The 17,813-nt window shown below is 60.9% G+C and carries 18 protein-coding genes; 9 read left to right on the forward strand and 9 right to left on the reverse strand.

Annotated features, from left to right (window positions below; translation table 11 throughout):
* From ACQZ60_RS14150 to ACQZ60_RS14180, 7 genes are all read right to left on the reverse strand, one after another.
* The gene (locus tag ACQZ60_RS14150; RefSeq protein WP_003523331.1) at nucleotides 1-882 is read right to left on the reverse strand and encodes a 3-hydroxybutyryl-CoA dehydrogenase; all 882 of its coding nucleotides are present in this window, start codon (nucleotides 880-882) and stop codon (nucleotides 1-3) included.
* A gap of 116 nt (nucleotides 883-998) precedes the next feature.
* The gene (locus ACQZ60_RS14155) at nucleotides 999-1,928 is read right to left on the reverse strand and encodes an electron transfer flavoprotein subunit alpha/FixB family protein (protein ID WP_448735467.1); all 930 of its coding nucleotides are present in this window, start codon (nucleotides 1,926-1,928) and stop codon (nucleotides 999-1,001) included.
* Between the two features lie 25 nt (nucleotides 1,929-1,953).
* On the reverse strand, nucleotides 1,954-2,700 hold the full coding sequence (locus tag ACQZ60_RS14160) for an electron transfer flavoprotein subunit beta/FixA family protein (protein ID WP_020012152.1): 747 nt from the start codon (nucleotides 2,698-2,700) through the stop codon (nucleotides 1,954-1,956).
* 184 nt (nucleotides 2,701-2,884) lie between these two features.
* On the reverse strand, nucleotides 2,885-3,658 hold the full coding sequence (locus ACQZ60_RS14165) for a rhomboid family intramembrane serine protease (RefSeq protein ID WP_031234556.1): 774 nt from the start codon (nucleotides 3,656-3,658) through the stop codon (nucleotides 2,885-2,887).
* A 32-nt stretch (nucleotides 3,659-3,690) separates the two neighbouring features.
* Complete coding sequence (locus ACQZ60_RS14170; protein ID WP_020813416.1) at nucleotides 3,691-4,269, reverse strand: cob(I)yrinic acid a,c-diamide adenosyltransferase; 579 nt, start codon at nucleotides 4,267-4,269, stop codon at nucleotides 3,691-3,693.
* Nucleotide 4,270: 1 nt separating this feature from the next.
* Nucleotides 4,271-4,468, reverse strand: a complete 198-nt coding sequence (locus ACQZ60_RS14175) for a twin transmembrane helix small protein (RefSeq protein ID WP_003520830.1) — start codon at nucleotides 4,466-4,468, stop codon at nucleotides 4,271-4,273.
* A 16-nt stretch (nucleotides 4,469-4,484) separates the two neighbouring features.
* Nucleotides 4,485-5,318: an SDR family oxidoreductase gene (locus tag ACQZ60_RS14180; protein WP_448735468.1), complete on the reverse strand. Its 834-nt coding sequence runs from the start codon at nucleotides 5,316-5,318 to the stop codon at nucleotides 4,485-4,487.
* A 179-nt stretch (nucleotides 5,319-5,497) separates the two neighbouring features.
* On the opposite strand from ACQZ60_RS14180, the gene ACQZ60_RS14185 reads away from it, so the two are divergent.
* A complete protein-coding gene (locus ACQZ60_RS14185; protein WP_448735469.1) occupies nucleotides 5,498-6,415 on the forward strand; it encodes a YihY/virulence factor BrkB family protein in 918 nt (305 codons plus the stop codon).
* On the opposite strand, the gene gluQRS is transcribed toward ACQZ60_RS14185, so the two are convergent.
* The gene (gluQRS, locus tag ACQZ60_RS14190; protein WP_448735470.1) at nucleotides 6,383-7,282 is read right to left on the reverse strand and encodes a tRNA glutamyl-Q(34) synthetase GluQRS; all 900 of its coding nucleotides are present in this window, start codon (nucleotides 7,280-7,282) and stop codon (nucleotides 6,383-6,385) included. The genes ACQZ60_RS14185 and gluQRS overlap by 33 nt on opposite strands.
* Before the next feature lie 39 nt (nucleotides 7,283-7,321).
* Between gluQRS and ACQZ60_RS14195 the strand changes: the two genes are divergently transcribed.
* On the forward strand, nucleotides 7,322-7,978 hold the full coding sequence (locus tag ACQZ60_RS14195; protein ID WP_448735471.1) for a DNA-3-methyladenine glycosylase family protein: 657 nt from the start codon (nucleotides 7,322-7,324) through the stop codon (nucleotides 7,976-7,978).
* Nucleotides 7,979-7,984: 6 nt separating this feature from the next.
* Here ACQZ60_RS14195 and ACQZ60_RS14200 read toward each other — a convergent pair whose 3' ends face one another.
* Entirely contained in the window at nucleotides 7,985-9,403 is a 1,419-nt protein-coding gene (locus tag ACQZ60_RS14200) for a helix-turn-helix domain-containing protein (RefSeq protein WP_080854386.1), read from the reverse strand.
* A 118-nt stretch (nucleotides 9,404-9,521) separates the two neighbouring features.
* On the opposite strand from ACQZ60_RS14200, the gene ACQZ60_RS14205 reads away from it, so the two are divergent.
* From ACQZ60_RS14205 to mce, 7 genes are all read left to right on the forward strand, one after another.
* The gene (locus tag ACQZ60_RS14205; RefSeq protein WP_448735472.1) at nucleotides 9,522-11,054 is read left to right on the forward strand and encodes an acyl-CoA carboxylase subunit beta; all 1,533 of its coding nucleotides are present in this window, start codon (nucleotides 9,522-9,524) and stop codon (nucleotides 11,052-11,054) included.
* Nucleotides 11,055-11,146: 92 nt separating this feature from the next.
* Entirely contained in the window at nucleotides 11,147-12,043 is an 897-nt protein-coding gene (yghU, locus tag ACQZ60_RS14210) for a glutathione-dependent disulfide-bond oxidoreductase (RefSeq protein ID WP_448735473.1), read from the forward strand.
* Nucleotides 12,044-12,146: 103 nt separating this feature from the next.
* Complete coding sequence (locus ACQZ60_RS14215; protein ID WP_003520841.1) at nucleotides 12,147-12,524, forward strand: hypothetical protein; 378 nt, start codon at nucleotides 12,147-12,149, stop codon at nucleotides 12,522-12,524.
* Between the two features lie 40 nt (nucleotides 12,525-12,564).
* A complete protein-coding gene (locus ACQZ60_RS14220; protein ID WP_020813424.1) occupies nucleotides 12,565-12,966 on the forward strand; it encodes a hypothetical protein in 402 nt (133 codons plus the stop codon).
* Nucleotides 12,967-12,970: 4 nt separating this feature from the next.
* Nucleotides 12,971-14,974, forward strand: a complete 2,004-nt coding sequence (locus ACQZ60_RS14225) for an acetyl-CoA carboxylase biotin carboxylase subunit (RefSeq protein WP_020813425.1) — start codon at nucleotides 12,971-12,973, stop codon at nucleotides 14,972-14,974.
* Between the two features lie 133 nt (nucleotides 14,975-15,107).
* On the forward strand, nucleotides 15,108-17,249 hold the full coding sequence (scpA, locus tag ACQZ60_RS14230; RefSeq protein WP_020813426.1) for a methylmalonyl-CoA mutase: 2,142 nt from the start codon (nucleotides 15,108-15,110) through the stop codon (nucleotides 17,247-17,249).
* Between the two features lie 13 nt (nucleotides 17,250-17,262).
* Entirely contained in the window at nucleotides 17,263-17,679 is a 417-nt protein-coding gene (gene mce, locus ACQZ60_RS14235) for a methylmalonyl-CoA epimerase (protein WP_262531381.1), read from the forward strand.
* Nucleotides 17,680-17,813 lie beyond the last annotated feature (134 nt).

The following is a 17,813-nucleotide window of genomic DNA, read 5'->3' on the forward strand; positions in this document are numbered from 1 at the left end:
TCAGCGCGTCGGAACCGGCGTCTCGCCGCGATAGTCGTAGAAGCCGCGGCCGGATTTGCGGCCGAGCCAGCCGGCCTCGACATATTTGACCAGCAGCGGGCAGGGGCGATACTTGCTGTCGGAGAGGCCGTCATGCAGCACCTGCATGATCGACAAACAGGTGTCGAGACCGATGAAATCGGCAAGCTGCAGCGGCCCCATCGGGTGGTTGGCGCCGAGCCGCATGGCGGTGTCGATGGCTTCCACCGAACCGACGCCTTCATAAAGCGTATAGATCGCCTCGTTGATCATCGGCAGCAGGATGCGATTGACGATGAAGGCCGGGAAATCCTCGGCAACGGTGATCGCCTTTTCCAGCGTCCGCACATAGTCCTTGGCCGCGTCGAAGGTCTTTTCGTTGGTGGCGATGCCGCGCACCAGTTCCACCAGCTTCATGACCGGCACCGGATTCATGAAGTGGATGCCCATGAACTGTTCGGGACGGTCGGTGGCGGATGCAAGCCGGGTGATGGAGAGCGACGAGGTATTGGTGGCGAGCAGCGCCTCGGGCTTCAGGATCGGGCAGACCTGCGCATAAATCTTGCGCTTGATTTCCTCGTTTTCCGTCGCGGCCTCGATGACGAGATCCATGGCTGCCAGATCGTTGATGTCGGTCGAACCGCTGATGAGCGCCAGCGCCTGCTTGCGGGCGTCGTCCGAAAGCTTGCCATTGGTGACCTGGCGGGCGAGATTGCCGTTGATCGTGGCAAGACCGGCCTCGATGCCTTCCTTGGAAAGATCGTAGATATGGACCTTGTAGCCGGCAATGGCGGAGACATGCGCAATGCCGCATCCCATTTGACCGGCTCCAATGACACCGATGTTCTTAAAGGGGGCGGTCATAGGCTGGTCTCCTCTCAGGGATTTTGTCTGCGTTATTGCCGGCGATGTTACGCATATCGCCGAAAAAGAGAAGGCGGCGCGTTTAAAAAACGCGCCGCCCCCAATTTATGCTTAAATTACAGCGCCTTCTGCAGTTCGGGCAGCGCCTCGAAGAGGTCTGCGACGAGGCCATAGTCGGCCACCTGGAAGATCGGCGCTTCCTCGTCCTTGTTGATGGCGACGATGACCTTCGAATCCTTCATGCCGGCCAGGTGCTGGATCGCACCCGAGATGCCGGCGGCGATATAAAGCTGCGGTGCAACCACCTTGCCGGTCTGGCCAACCTGCCAGTCGTTCGGTGCATAACCCGCATCGACAGCCGCACGGCTGGCGCCGACGGCGGCACCGAGCTTGTCGGCGACGGGAAGGATCACTTCCTTGAACTTTTCCGACGAACCGAGCGCGCGGCCACCCGAGATGATGATCTTGGCCGATGTCAGTTCCGGACGGTCGGACGATGCCAGAGCATCGGAAACGAAGCTGGAGAGGCCGGGGTTTGCGGCAGCGCCGATGGTTTCAACCGCTGCCGAACCACCTTCGGCGGCGGCTGCAAAGGCGGTCGGACGCACGGTGATGACCTTCTTCGCATCGGTCGCCTGCACCGTCTGGATGGCGTTGCCGGCATAGATCGGCCGCTTGAAGGTGTCAGGGCTGACGACCTCGATGATTTCCGAGATCTGGGCCACGTCGAGAAGCGCCGCAACGCGCGGCGTCACGTTCTTGGCCGAGGCGGTGGCCGGCGCGATGATGACATCATAGGAAGGCGCGAGCGAAACGATCAGCGCCGCCAGCGGTTCTGCCAGCGCATTGGCATAGGACGCGTCGTCGGCGCGCAGCACCTTGGAAACGCCGGAGAGTTTCGCTGCTGCGTCAGCTGCGCCCTTTGCACCGGAACCGGCGACGAGAACATGGACGTCGCCACCGATTTGCGTTGCCGCCGTCAGCGTCTTGCCCGTCAGGTCGGAAAGGGTTGCGTTGTCGTGTTCTGCCAGAAGAAGAATGGCCATAAGAATATCTCCCTTTTCCGAAACCTTAGAGGACGCCGTCGGCTTTGAGCTTTTCGACCAGTTCGGCAACCGAGCCGACCTTGATGCCGGCCTTGCGGCCTGCCGGCTCTTCGGTCTTCAGCACCTTCAGGCGCGGCGAAACATCGACGCCGAAATCGGCCGGCGACTTTTTGTCGAGCGGCTTCTTCTTCGCCTTCATGATGTTCGGCAGCGATGCATAACGCGGCTCATTGAGACGAAGATCGGTGGTGACGACGGCGGGAAGCTTCAGCTCAACGGTCTGCAGACCGCCATCGACTTCACGGGTGACTGCGACCTTGCCGTCGGACGGTACGACCTTGGAGGCGAAGGTGCCCTGGCCCCAGCCGAGCAATGCTGCCAGCATCTGGCCGGTCTGGTTCGAATCGTCATCGATCGCCTGCTTGCCGACGATGACGAGGCCGGGCTGTTCGGCCTCGGCAACGCCCTTCAAAAGCTTGGCGACGGCGAGCGGCTCGACCGTCTCGTCGGTCTCGATCAGAATGGCGCGGTCGGCGCCCATGGCGAGCGCGGTGCGCAGCGTTTCTTCCGCCTTGGCCGGGCCGATGGAGACGACCACGACCTCTTCGGCCTTGCCCGCTTCCTTCAGGCGCAGCGCCTCTTCCACCGAGATTTCGTCGAACGGGTTCATCGACATCTTCACATTCGCAAGCTCAACGCCTGAACCATCCGATTTTACGCGGATCTTAACGTTGTAATCGACGACTCGTTTGACGGGGACAAGGATCTTCATCGGCGGCTTTCCTCAAACTCCTGTCCGCTTTGGCCAGTTGACCGCGCGGACCTCCAAAAACAGGTTGGCGACATGGATAAGCATTTTTCCCGCAATTACAACGGAGCAATCTTCATTATCACATGCACGTAAGGCATATCTTACGTTGACGTTCACGTAAATACTCTATCTCTTTCGCAAGAGCTCATCTGCTCCCGTCATAGCCCCGTTCGATTTGCGACAACCCCGCCGTTTGCGACGGATTCTTGAACTGTGCCGCCCTCGGCGGAACAATGGTGCGATCAAACAGGGGAACGCCCCGCCTGCGCATGAAAATCACCATGATTGCGCCAGCCATGATGCCACCCACATGCGCGCCCCAGGAAACGTTTTCCTCTAGCCCGAGCGCCAGCATCAGGAACTGTTGGCCGATCCACAGCGCCAGCGGAATGAAGGCGGGCAAAGGAAGCGGAATGCGCATGAGAACCAGCACCCAGACGCGAACCCTGGGATGCAGCAGGAAATAGGCCGCGACGACGCCGGAAACCGCACCCGAAGCGCCGATCAGCGGCCCCTCCGAGGTGGGGGCGACGAAACCGTGAAACAGCGCGCCGGCGATGGCGCAGGCGATGTAGAAAATCAGGAAACGGAAATGGCCGAGCGCATCCTCGACATTGTCGCCGAAGACCCAGAGAAACAGCATGTTGCCGGCCAGATGCCAGAAATCCAGATGCAGGAAAGCATAGGTAACGACGGTCAGGTCATCGGGCACGACTTGCAGGGCGGGTTCCAGATAGGCGTAGTCGAACACCACTGCCGGAATGAAACCGAGGCCGAGGGCTGCGGCATTGGCCTCAGTATCGCTGGCCAGCACCCCGGTAAACAGCCAGACCAGCACATTGACCACGATCAGGCCGATGGTGACATATTGCAGCCGGATATGCTTGAGGGAATTCGCATCGTGCAGCGGTATGAACATCGAACGCCCTTTGGTTGCGTCATTGAAACGCTTTAGCGGTTCTTGCCGGGAACCCACAATATATCGGCCTTGCCGGCATCATTGGCGAAGCGGGCGGCGACGAACAGGAAGTCGGACAGGCGATTGGCATATTTCAGCGCCGCCGGGCTGACGATCTCATTCTCAGTGACGGAAAGTTCCACCATCAGTCTCTCCGCGCGCCGGCAGACGGTGCGCGCCATATGCAGGCTGGCCGCCGCAGCACTGCCGCCCGGCAGCACGAAAGAGGTCAGCGGTTCAAGGGCGGCATTGAGATCGTCGATTTCGTTTTCCAGCCGCGTGACCTGGCTTTCGACGATGCGCAGCGGCTCGTAGGAAAGCGGTTCGCCGCTATCCGGCGTGGCGAGATCGGCGCCGAGATCGAAAAGATCGTTCTGGATGCGGAAAAGCATGGCATCCAGCTTTTCCATCCCACCCGTATGAAGCCGTGCGACGCCGATGGCCGAATTGGTCTCGTCCACCGTGCCATAGGCCTCGACGCGAAGATCGTGCTTCAGGCGGCGCGGGCCGGAAACCAGCGCCGTGGTGCCCTTGTCGCCGGTACGGGTATAGATCTTGTTCAGCTTCACCATGTCAGCGGCCACCGCCGGTGAGCCAGAGGGTGAACATGATCAGCACAATCGCCACAGCCTGCAAAAGCAGGCGAAGCTGCATCAGCTTGTTGGAGCGGTTGGCGTCCTGTCCCTTCAGCATGTTGAAGAGGCCGCGTATCAGCACGATGACGACGAGGCCCATGACGATAAGGGCCAGAACGGTTGTGAAGCCGGACATGCGGTATTACTCCTCCTCAATCGAATCTGCGCAGCAGACGATAGAAAAGTCCGGCAGGCAAGAGCCGTTTCAGCACAAGCCCCTGTTTGGCCGGCACGGTAACGGGATAATGCGGTTTCGGCCTTTTGGCCGTCAGGGCATGTTTCAACACGGCATAAACGGCGTCCGGGCCGAGCTTGTGGCGGTTGACGGGGCCGGAACCATCCATGCGCGCCAGCTGGCGTTTATATTCCGCCGCATGAGCGGAATTTTCGAGATCGATGTGCTCGTTGATATGGGCAAGCGCCGTTGCGGTGAATTTGGAGGTGATTGGCCCCGGTTCGATCAGGCTGACATGGATGCCGCTGCCCTGAAGCTCCATGCGCAGCGTGACGCCCAGCCCCTCGAGGGCGAATTTCGAGGCGGTGTAAGCGCCGCGATAACGATAAGGCACAAGGCCGAGAATGGAGGAGCAATGCACGACGCGCCCCGCACCCCGGGCGCGCATGAAGGGAATGACCCGCTGCGTCAGATCGTGCCAGCCGAAGACATTGGTTTCGAACTGCGCCCGCAGCGCCTCGACAGGCAAATCCTCCACCGCGCCCGGCTGGCCATAGGCGCCGTTGTTGAAAAGCGCATCGATGCGGCCGCCCGTCCGGGCGGCGACAGTGTCCACCAGCGCGGCGATGGTTTCGGGCTTGGTATAATCCATGATCAGGGTCTCGATGCCCTGGTTTTCAAGCGCCGCCATGTCGGCGATGCGCCGCACGGTGGCGAAAACCCGCCAGCCGTCCCGGTGGAGCGCGCCGGCGCAATGGGCGCCGATGCCCGAGGAGCATCCGGTAATGATGATGACGGGTTTTTCAGACATTTGCCGCTCCGGGAAACTGACTGTTGTTCTGGCCCGATTGCCCGGCCCGTTAAAATCCGATCGCGCGAAATCCGTGCCCTTCTGGAACCGAAAGGCCAGCTTGCGCGCTGTACAAAGCGAAGCTGATTTCCCATATTCGGCTCGAAGTTACAAATGAAATGCCGATGAATGGAGGTGACATGGTTGCCGCAGTGCGCCTGGCAGGCAAGGTTGCCTTCGATGCCTATTCCCATTTCGCCGAGGATGACGGCTGGGCGATGGCGAGCCATATGGCGCTGTCGATCCTGCTGGCCCTGTTTCCGTTCCTGATCTTCGGCACGGCTCTTGCCGGTTTTCTGGGGGCGGACCAGTTTTCCGAAACGGCGGTGCATCTGATTTTCGACACCTGGCCGGAAGCGATTGCCGGGCCGCTGGCGGCGCAGGTGCAGCAGGTGCTGACCATTCCGCGCGGCGGGCTGCTGACGATTTCGGTGCTGGCGGCCGCCTATTTTGCGTCCAATGGTGTCGAGGCGCTGCGCATTTCATTGAACCGCGCCTATCGTGTCACCGAAACGCGCTGGTGGTATGTCACCCGCCTGCTCAGCCTGCTTTATGTGCTGATCGCCGTTGTGGTCTTCACCGGCATCAGTATCGTGCTTGTTGCGGTGCCGGTCGCCATGTCCTTTGCGGAGGAGAAGTTTCCCTGGCTGACGGATGTTCTGAACACCGTCTCCAGCCTCGGTCTCTATGGCACCATCGTCGTGCTGACGGCGGGGCTGGTGGCGGCGCATCTGTGGCTTCCGGCCGGCAAGCGCCGCATCTGGGATGTCTGGCCGGGCATTCTCCTGACGATGATCTTCTGGGTCATCGGTGCGGCGATCTTCGCCTATTATCTCTCCACCTTCGCCAATTATGCCGCCACCTATGCCGGTCTCGCCTCGGTGATGGTGGTGCTGGTGTTTCTTTACATGGTCGGCGTCATCTTCATGCTCGGAGCGGAGGTGAATGCCGCGCTGATGAAATACAAGGTCCGGCAGATCATCCGCCGCAATATCGGCGGCAACGGCGCGCGCCGCGGGCAGGCGCTAGAGGAGACCGACAAGCCGGCGGATATCTGAGGGCGCAGCACCTTCCGAACGAAGGGCGGAAAGCCCGGTGCTGCCTTCGCTTTTCGAGAGCTTGCGCCCGTCCGCGCCCAAGATCAGCCGGTGATGATGATAGGCCGGTTGCGGCAGGTCCAGCAGGTGTTGCAACAGCCGGTGAATGGCGGTGGCGTGATAGAGATCCATGCCGCGCACCACATGCGTTATGCCCTGCAACGCGTCATCCACCACAACGGAAAGGTGATAGCTCGAAGGCGCGTCGGAACGCGACAGCACCACATCGCCCCAAAGCGCTGGCAGGGCCTCGATTTGTCCCGTCTCGCCGTCGCCGCTTTCCTGCCAGAACAGGGGGATACCGGCGGCGTGGATCGCCTTTTCCATGTCGAGCCGCCAGGCGTGCGGACGGCCGGAGGCGAGCAGCGCATCCCGCTCCGCCCTTGGCCTCTCCCGGTCGATGGCCGGGTAAAGCGGCGCGCCATCGGGATCGCGGGGCCACAACCCGCCCTCCGCCTCGAAAGTACGAACGATTGCCTTGGTTTCTCCACGGCTCAGAAAGGCAGGGTAAGCAAGTCCTGCCTCGATCAGCCTGTCCAGCGCCACGCGGTACTCTTCGAAATGCTCCGATTGCCGCCGCACCGGGTTCTCCCAGTCGAGACCCAGCCAGCCAAGGTCATCATAGATCGCCTGTTCCAGCTCCGGGGTGCAGCGTGTCTGGTCGATATCCTCGATACGCAGCAGAAAGCGGCCGCCATTTTCCCGCGCCATATCGTGGTTCAGGAAAGCGGAAAGCGCGTGGCCGAGATGCAGCAGGCCATTGGGGCTTGGTGCGAAACGGTAAACCGGTTTTTGACGGAGAGGCGAAGGCATGGTTTCTTCTGCCATGTTTTAAAGCACCCTACCAGCCGGCTAGCGGCATATGGAATGACGGACATGAAAATCATTACCGGGATGGACGACATCAGCGAAGGGCTGGAGCATCTCGCCCACCTCGATCCGGCTCTCGGCCTCGTCATCGAAAAAGCCGGTCCGCTGGAACTGCGCATTCATGAGCCCGGCTTTTCCGGCCTTGCCCACATCGTCGTCTCGCAGATGGTGTCGCGCGCCAGCGCCAATGCCATATGGGCGCGTATCCTTGCCGGCACCGGCGGCGCGGTCACGGCGGAAAATTATCTCGGCGCATCGGAGGAATTGCGCGCCACTTTCGGCCTTTCGCGGGCCAAGGCGACGACGCTGGAAGGGCTGGCGCGCGCCGTCACGGAAGGGAAGATCGATCTTGACGGCGTGGTGCGCAAGGAGGGACGCGCGGCCCTTTCCGAGCTGGTTGCGCTTCGCGGTATCGGCCCGTGGACGGCGGAGGTCTATCTGATGTTCTGCGGCGGGCACCCGGATATTTTTCCGGTCGGCGATGTGGCGCTGAGATCGGCGGTGGCTCATGCGCTTGCCCTGGAGGTCAGGCCGGAGGCGAAGTGGCTGGCGGAGCGCGCGGCGCTCTGGTCGCCATGGCGCTCCGTGGCCGCGCGGCTTTTCTGGGGCTACTACGCTAACATCATGCGGCGCGCCATGGTGCCGCTGCCCTGAACGGGGTTAAAAATCGGCGATACTGTAGGGCAGGGCTCCGCGCGAAAGATGATCGAAATGCAGCTTGCGTTTCAGCGGCGGCACGGCGCGTTGCACGCAATCCACCCTCTCGCAGACCCGACAGGAAATGCCGATCGGTTTGAAGGAGGCCGCATTGCCGAGATCGAGCGTATCGGCATAAACGAAATTCTGCGCGTGTGAAATTTCGCAGCCGAGCGCGATGGCATAACGCGGTCTCTCCGTGTTGAAACCGGCGCCGGCCTTTTCGATCTGCGTGGCGATGGAAAGATAGCGCACGCCGTCCGGCGTTTCCGCCAGTTGCCGCACGATCCTGTCGGAGCTTTCGAAGGCCTGATGGATATTCCACAGCGGACAGGCCGCCCCGAAACGGGCAAATTGCAGCCGCGTGGCGCTGTGGCGTTTGGTGATGTTGCCGGCGCGGTCGATCTTGGCGAAAAAGATCGGCACGCCCTTCATGCCCGGCCGTTGCAAGGTGCTCAGCCGGTGGGCCACTTGCTCAAGGCTCGCGCCGAAACGCACGGCGAGAAGCTCGAGATCGTGGCGCAGTTCCTGCGCCGCCCGGTGAAAGCGGCCATAGGGCAGGATGAGGGCTGCGGCGAAATAATTGTGCAGCCCGATACGACAGATTTCCGCAGCTTCCGCATTGCGGAAACCGGCGCCGGCCAGCACCCTGTCCACCGTCGCACCGGCGTGAAGCTGGGCGATCTGCAATGCAAGCTGAAAACAGCGGGTCGGCGCGGCCATGTAGGAGCTGAGGGCGAGCGTCTTGCCGGCAGGATCGAAGTGCCGGATCAGACCGCCGGCCGCCTCGGTTCGGGTGATATGGATGCCGTAGCGGCTCTTCAGATGCGCCGCCAGAATGCCATAGGTCTCGCCGCCTTCTATCTCCAGTTCTTCCGCCAGCTCCTCGGCCAGAAGATCGATCTCGGCGACGTAATTGTCGACGAAGTGGAAGAAGTCGCGCACCTCCTCATAGGGGGTTCTTTCCACCTGTGCGGTGCCGCGGCCCAGCCGGTCATCCAGCTGCACCAGCTGCTCGCTGTTCTGGCGATAGGCCTGATGGGCGCGCAGCAGTGCATGGGCAAAACCCGGCGCGTTCTGGGCAATCAGCTTCAACTCCTGAAGCCCCGGCTCGTAGTTCAGGAACAGCGGGTCTTTCAGCGCCTCGCGCACGGCGGAAACCAGCCGGTCGCTTTCACCGGTCGCCAGTTCCGCCATGTCGAGCTGGAATTTTTCCACCAGCGTCACCAGAACGCTGGCCGAAACCGGGCGCTGGTTATTCTCGATCTGGTTCAGGTAGCTCGCGGAAATGCCGAGCCGTTCGGCGAATTGCGCCTGCGTGGCGCGGGCGTTTTCGCGAAGGCCGCGAACCTTGCGGCCGATGAAGAGTTTTTCCGTCGCCATGTTGCAACTTTGCAAAATTAAACATTGCAAATATTTATGGCACGCATACGCGCACGATCAAGGCTTCTTGGCGAATGTTTTCTGGGCTATTGATCGTGGCACAACGCATGGAGGAAACATGCCTGGCATTCTGGAGCAATTGGAAACGCGGCGCGCTGAGGCGCGGCTCGGCGGTGGCGTCAAGCGGATCGAGGCGCAGCATGGCAAGGGCAAGCTGACGGCGCGCGAGCGTATCGACGTGCTCCTGGATGAAGGTTCCTTCGAAGAGTATGACATGTACGTCACCCACCGGGCGGTGGATTTCGGCATGGCGGAGCAGAAGGTGGCGGGTGACGGTGTCGTCACCGGCTGGGGCACCATCAATGGCCGGCAGGTCTATGTGTTTTCGCAGGATTTCACCGTGCTTGGCGGTTCGCTCTCGGAAACCCATGCCCAGAAAATCTGCAAGATCATGGATATGGCGGTGCGCAACGGCGCGCCGGTGATCGGTCTCAATGATTCCGGCGGCGCGCGTATTCAGGAAGGCGTGACCTCGCTTGGCGGTTATGCCGATGTGTTCAAGCGCAATGTCGTCGCCTCCGGCGTCGTGCCGCAGATTTCCGTCATCATGGGGCCTTGTGCCGGCGGTGCGGTTTATTCGCCTGCTATGACCGATTTCATCTTCATGGTGCGTGATACCTCCTACATGTTCGTGACCGGGCCGGATGTGGTGAAGACCGTGACGAACGAGATCGTCACAGCCGAAGAACTGGGCGGAGCCTCCACACACACGAAAAAATCCTCTGTCGCCGACGGCGCTTATGAAAACGACATCGAGACGCTGGAACATGTGCGGCTGCTGTTCGATTTCCTGCCGCTGAACAATCGCGAAAAGCCGCCGGCGCGCCCGTTCCACGACGATCCGGCGCGGCTGGAAGCACGTCTCGATACGCTGATCCCTGATAGTTCCAACAAGCCCTATGACATGAAGGAACTGATCCACGCGCTGGCCGACGAGGGCGATTTCTTCGAGTTGCAGGAGGCCTTTGCCCGCAACATCATCACCGGCTTCATCCGCCTCGAAGGTCAGACGGTGGGCGTTGTCGCCAATCAGCCGATGGTGCTGGCCGGCTGCCTTGATATCGACAGTTCGCGCAAGGCCGCCCGTTTCGTGCGCTTCTGCGATGCCTTCAACATCCCGCTGCTGACGCTGGTGGATGTGCCGGGTTTCCTGCCCGGCACCGCACAGGAATATGGCGGTGTCATCAAGCACGGCGCGAAACTTCTCTTCGCCTACTCGGAAGCGACGGTGCCGATGGTGACCCTGATCACCCGCAAGGCCTATGGCGGCGCTTATGACGTGATGGCCTCCAAACATATCGGCGCGGATGTGAATTACGCCTGGCCGACGGCGGAAATCGCCGTGATGGGCGCGAAGGGTGCGGCGGAAATCCTCTATCGCTCCGAGCTTGCCGATCCGGAAAAGATCGCCGCGCGCACGAAGGAATATGAAGAGCGTTTCGCCAACCCCTTCGTGGCGGCGGAACGCGGTTTCATCGATGAGGTCATCATGCCGCATTCCTCGCGCCGCCGCATCGCCCGCGCCTTCGCGTCGCTGCGTAACAAGAGCGTGGAAACCCGCTGGAAGAAACACGACACTATTCCGCTCTGAGACTGGAAAAATGCTTCGGCCACCTTACTATATGTTTGTTCAGGCGCCCGGATGTCCGGATGTCCTCCCGAAACGCACAAGGACACATTTTCATGGCCGAAAATTCCTCCGCAGATAATTTCCCCGCCGGATATGAGGTGCCCAAGGTCTGGACCTGGGACAAGGGCAATGGCGGCCAGTTCGCCAATATCAACCGCCCGATTGCCGGTCCCACCCATGAAAAGGAACTGCCGGTCGGCAAGCATCCGCTGCAGCTTTATTCGCTGGCGACGCCGAATGGCCAGAAGGTCACCATCATGCTGGAAGAATTGCTGGCCGCCGGCCACAAGGGCGCAGACTATGATGCCTGGCTGATCAAGATCGGCGAAGGCGACCAGTTCGGTTCCGGTTTCGTCGGCGTCAATCCGAATTCCAAGATCCCGGCGCTGATGGATCACTCGACGCCTGAGCCGACGCGCGTTTTCGAAAGCGGCTCGATCCTCGTTTACCTCGCGGAAAAATTCGGCGCCTTCCTGCCGAAAGAGGGCAATGCCCGCACGCAGGCGCTGAACTGGCTGTTCTGGCAGATGGGCTCCGCCCCCTTCCTCGGTGGTGGTTTCGGCCATTTTTATGCCTATGCGCCGGTGAAGATCAAATACGCCATCGACCGCTACGCCATGGAAGTCAAACGCCAGCTCGACGTGCTGGACCGGCATTTGGCTGAAAACCGCTATCTGGCGGGTTCGGAATATACGATCGCCGACATGGCCGTCTGGCCGTGGTATGGCAAGATCGCGCTCGGCCAGGCCTATGGCGATGCCGGTGCGTTCCTTGAAGCCGACGGTTACAGACACGTCATGCGCTGGACGCTCGAAATCGGCGAACGCCCGGCGGTCAAGCGTGGCGTGATCGTCAACAAGACCTCGGGCGATCCGTCTGAACAATTGCATGAACGCCACGATGCCTCCGACTTCGAGACGAAGACTGAGGACAAGATCGGCAGGGCATAAGGAAAGATTAGAGCGCCAAAAGCGCTCTAACTATTTGAATTGACGCATTTCCGGACGTAAAAGCAAGGCAGCTTTTACTGGAAATGTTCTGGAAGGACAAAAGATGGCGAACCTGCCCGAAATGACCAAACACAAGGGATTTCCCTCCGGCATGCCGAGCACGGGTGTCCAGTTCACCATCCGCCGCGCCAACCCCAAAGGGGTAACGCCTATCAAGATGATACCCCGCCGGGCGCGCAACGACACCAAGGAGCATCGCATCGATGCCGCCTTCCTGCACTCGCTCTGGCATCATTTCGGTGCCGAGCCCTTCGAGCGCGGCAATCTCGACGCCGCCCGCCTCAACCTGCTCTTCGGCCGCGAGGTCGTGCCGGCGGAGAAGAATTTCGATCCGCTTTCCTATCAGGCGATGCTGGTGATTGACGAGCGCGTTGCGCGGCAGAACTTCCCGGAATCCTTCGAGAATTTCTTCGAGATTTGAGGGCAGGCGGCGACATTTTTCCTGAGGGGGGAGGAGGAGCATGATTGTCGACATACTCCATATGGACCTGCAATGGCTGCGACGCTGGCTGAGGCAACGCCGCGGTGGCAACGCAGGCAGGGCATCCGGCAGTCGTGATCCGAAGCCAAAGATGACGCCGGAAGCCGCCCGGCTCGATCATCGGCAAATGTTGCGTTTCATGGCGCTCAATGCGGCGGTCGGCGTGCTGATCGGCGTCTGCGTCGGTGCAGCGCTGATCTTTCTCGACATTGGCGGTTTGGGCGCGCGCATCGGCCGCGCCGCAAATCCGGTCGTGCCCGTGCTGCTGGTCGTCATGCCCATTGCATCCCTGTTCGGCGCGGCCGCCACTGCCTCGGCGATCCTGATGATGCCCTATGAAAAGAAATTCCGCGACGATGATGACGATGCGAGGGGAGAATAACCGCATGATCAAGAAAATCCTCATCGCCAATCGCGGCGAGATCGCCTGCCGGGTCATCAAGACGGCGAAGAAGATGGGCATCGCCACTGTCGCGGTCTATTCGGATGCGGATGCCAATGCGCTGCATGTGAGACAAGCGGATGAGGCCGTTCATATCGGCCCGGCCCCCTCATCGCAGTCCTATATCGTCATCGACAAGATTCTTGAGGCAATCGCGAAGACCGGGGCGGATGCCGTGCATCCGGGTTACGGTTTTCTCTCCGAAAATGCCGCCTTCGCCGCGGCGCTGGAAAAGGCGGGCGTGACCTTTATTGGTCCGCCGGTCGGTGCCATCAAGGCGATGGGTGACAAGATCACTTCCAAGAAGCTCGCGGCAGAAGCGGGTGTTTCCACCGTGCCCGGTCATATGGGCCTGATTACCGATGCCGACGAGGCGGTGAAGATCGCGGCCGAAATCGGCTATCCGGTGATGATCAAGGCATCCGCTGGCGGTGGCGGCAAGGGCATGCGCATCGCTTGGAACGACACCGAGGCACGCGAGGGTTTCCAGTCCTCGAAGAACGAGGCGAAGTCCTCCTTCGGCGACGACCGGATATTCATCGAAAAATTCGTCACCCAGCCGCGCCACATTGAAATTCAGGTGCTGGGCGACAAGCACGGCAACACACTTTATCTGGGTGAACGCGAATGCTCGATCCAGCGCCGTAACCAGAAGGTCATCGAGGAAGCCCCATCGCCCTTTCTGGACGAAGCGACCCGCAAAGCCATGGGCGAGCAAGCCGTGGCGCTGGCGAGAGCGGTCGGTTACCATTCGGCCGGCACGGTGGAATTCATCGTCGATGGCGAGAGGAATTTCTACTTTCTGGAAATGAACACCCGCCTGCAGGTGGAGCATCCGGTCACGGAACTCATCACCGGCATCGATCTGGTCGAACAGATGATCCGTGTGGCATCAGGAGAAAAGCTCTCCTTCGGGCAGGCGGACGTGAAGCTGAACGGCTGGGCGATTGAAAGCCGGCTTTATGCAGAAGATCCCTATCGCAACTTCCTGCCCTCCATCGGCCGGCTGACGCGATATCGCCCGCCGCAGGAAGGTGCGCAGGAGAACGGAACGGTTATCCGCAACGATACCGGCGTCTTCGAAGGCGGCGAGATTTCGATGTATTACGATCCGATGATCGCCAAGCTGTGCGCTCTGGGCAAGGATCGTGAAACCGCCATCGACGCCATGGGGCAGGCGCTGGATCGTTTCGAGGTGGAGGGTATCGGCCATAATCTGCCCTTCCTGTCGGCCGTCATGCAGCATGAGCGTTTCCGCGCCGGTCGCCTGACGACGGGCTTTATCGCGGAAGAATTTCCGGAAGGATTTTCCGGCGTGGAACCGGATGAGGCCACGGCGCGCCAGCTTTCCGCCATCGCCGCCATCATCCATCAGCGGCTGCAGAGCCGCGCGGTCGAAATTTCCGGCACCATCGGCAATCACCGCCGCATCGTCGGTCAGGACTGGGTGGTGTCGTTTGGCGCATCCCGTCACAGGGTCAGCGTTGAAACCGGCACGGATGGTACGGCGGTCCGTTTTGAAGACGGCGCGGCGCTCAGCGTCGATACCGGCTGGCTTCCCGGCCAGAGCCTCGGCCTGTTCACGGTCGCGGGTGAGGTTATCGCCGCCAAGGTCGATCTAGCAGGTGCTGCGATCCGCCTGCGCTGGTGCGGCATGGATATTCGTGCCCATGTGCGCAGCCCGCGTGTGGCGGAACTGGCGCTGCTGATGCCGGAAAAACTGCCGCCGGATACATCGAAACTGCTGCTTTGCCCGATGCCGGGCGTCATCACCGGTATTTCGGTGGGTGAGGGCGATGAGGTGGAGGCCGGGCAGGCGCTGGCGACGGTGGAGGCCATGAAGATGGAAAACATTCTGCGCGCGGAAAAACGCGGCCGCGTTGCCAGAGTGGCGGCAAAACCGGGCGACAGCCTCGCGGTGGATGAAGTGATCCTCGAATTCGAGTGATGGCCGCTGCCGTTTTTCCGGAACGCATGTGGGTCGGAGCGGTTTACGGGGTCGGACCTGCGGGCGGATCGTTCGATTTTCGTCACGATCACCGGCCACAGTGCTAAAATGAAATGCAGAAGGGGAGAGATGCATGTCGGGTGAAAAAACGGTGCGGGATTGGCTGCAGCTTGCAGAGAAAGAGCTGAAGCGTTCACCGGAAACGCTCGTCTGGCACACGCCTGAAGGCATCGAGGTCAAGCCGCTCTATACCGCTGACGATCTGCAGAAGATTTCCCATCTGGACAGCCTGCCGGGCTTTTCGCCTTTCACGCGCGGCCCGCGTGCGACCATGTATGCCGGCCGGCCCTGGACGATCCGCCAATATGCCGGTTTTTCCACGGCCGAAGCCTCGAACGCCTTTTACCGCAAGGCGCTCGCCGCCGGCCAGCAGGGTGTTTCGGTTGCCTTCGATCTCGCCACCCATCGCGGTTATGACAGCGATCATCCGCGTGTGGAGGGCGATGTCGGTAAGGCGGGCGTGGCGATCGACAGCGTCGAGGACATGAAAATCCTGTTCGATGGCATTCCGCTCGAAAAAGTCTCGGTGTCCATGACCATGAACGGCGCGGTCATTCCGGTGCTCGCCAGTTTCATCGTTGCGGGGGAAGAACAGGGTGTGCCCCGCGCCGCCCTTTCCGGCACCATTCAGAACGATATCCTCAAGGAGTTCATGGTCCGCAATACCTATATCTATCCGCCGGAACCCTCGATGCGGATCATTGCCGATATCATCGAATATACGGCGAAGGAGATGCCGAAATTCAACTCCATCTCCATATCCGGCTATCACATGCAGGAAGCGGGCGCGACGCTCGTGCAGGAGCTGGCCTTCACGCTGGCGGATGGTCGCGAATATGTGCGGGCGGCGCTGGCCAAGGGGCTGAATGTCGATGATTTCGCCGGGCGCCTGTCGTTCTTTTTCGCCATCGGCATGAATTTCTTCATGGAGGCTGCCAAGCTGCGCGCCGCGCGCCTGCTCTGGTCGCGCATCATGGAGGAGTTCAAGCCGCAGAAGGCGTCGTCGCTGATGCTACGTACCCATTGCCAGACGTCCGGCGTCTCGCTGCAGGAGCAGGATCCCTATAACAACATCGTCCGCACCGCCTTTGAAGCCATGTCCGCCGTGCTCGGCGGCACGCAGTCGCTGCACACCAATTCCTTCGATGAGGCGATTGCGCTGCCGACGGAGTTCTCCGCCCGCATCGCCCGCAATACCCAGCTCATCCTGCAGCATGAAACCGGCGTCACGAAGGTTGTCGACCCGCTGGCTGGCTCTTATTATGTCGAAAGCCTGACCGATGAGCTGGCTGAGAAGGCCTGGGCGCTGATCGAGGAGGTGGAGGCGCTGGGCGGCATGACAAAAGCCGTGGCCGAAGGCCTGCCGAAACGATTGATCGAGGAGGCGGCGACACGCCGCCAGGCGGCGGTGGACAAGGGCGAGGAGGTCATCGTCGGCGTCAACCGTTACCGTCTCGAAAATGAAGAGGATATCGATGTTCTCGATATCGATAACGCCGCCGTGCGGGCCGCGCAAATCCGCCGCATCGAAGAAACGCGCCGCCGCCGCGATGGCAAGGACGTGACCGCCGCTTTGGCAGCGCTTTCCGAGATCGCCCGCAGCGGCAAGGGCAATATTCTCGAAGCCGCGGTTGTTGCCGCCCGCGCCCGCGCCACGGTGGGAGAGATTTCCGATGCGCTGCGTGCGGCCTTCGGCGACCATGCCGCCGTGCCGGAGGTGGTGAGCGATATTTACGGCGAGGCCTATAAGGACGAGCCGGAACTTGCCACGCTTGCCGCCCGGCTTTCCGGTGTGGCTGAGAGGATCGGCACCAAGCCGCGCATCATGGTCGCCAAGCTCGGGCAGGACGGGCATGATCGCGGCGCGAAGGTCATCGCCTCCGCCTTTGGCGATATCGGTTTCGATGTGCTGGCCGGGCCCCTGTTTCAGACACCCGTCGAGGCGGCCGATCTCGCCGTCCAGAACCGGGTGCATGTGGTCGGCATGTCGTCACTCGCCGCCGGTCACAAGACGCTGGCGCCGCAGCTGGTCGAGGCGCTGAAACAGAAGGGCGCGGAAGACATCATCGTCGTCGTGGGCGGCGTCATTCCTCGGCAGGATTATCAGTTCCTGCTCGACCACGGTGTCTCGGCGATTTTCGGCCCCGGCACCAATGTCATGGATGCTGCGAACAAGGTGCTCGACCTGCTCGAAGGCGTCAGGCGCAACGCGTGAGGGAAAGACGGCCATGTTCGGAAGATTGAATCACGTCGCCATCGCGGTGCCCGATCTTAATGCCGCCATTGCCCGTTACAGGGCGCTGGGCGCAGATGTCTCGGAACCGCAATCCCTGCCTGAACACGGTGTGACGGTGGTTTTCATTCAGGCTGACAATACCAAGATCGAGCTTCTTTATCCGCTCGGCGAAAATTCGCCGATTGCCGCTTTTCTCGAGAGAAATCCGGGCGGCGGCACGCACCATCTCTGCTTCGAAGTGCCTGACATTGTCGCGGCGCGCGACGATCTCGTCAAAAAGGGCGTTCGAATTCTGGGTGATGGCGAGCCGAAGATCGGCGCGCATGGCAATCCCGTTCTTTTCCTGCACCCGAAGGATATGGGCGGCGTGCTCTATGAGCTTGAGCAGGTTTCCCAGACATACGGCTGAAACACAGACCCCGTAAGAGGCTGGCCATACGGTGGACGGCGCGCAGCGGCCGTTCGCCTTTGCCGGAACGTGTTTCGTTTGTTTTCTTTTGACATTCGTTTTGTTTTCGTTTTTATGGCAATTGTCTTTCAACG

Source organism: Agrobacterium sp. 22-223-1, from assembly GCF_053522385.1.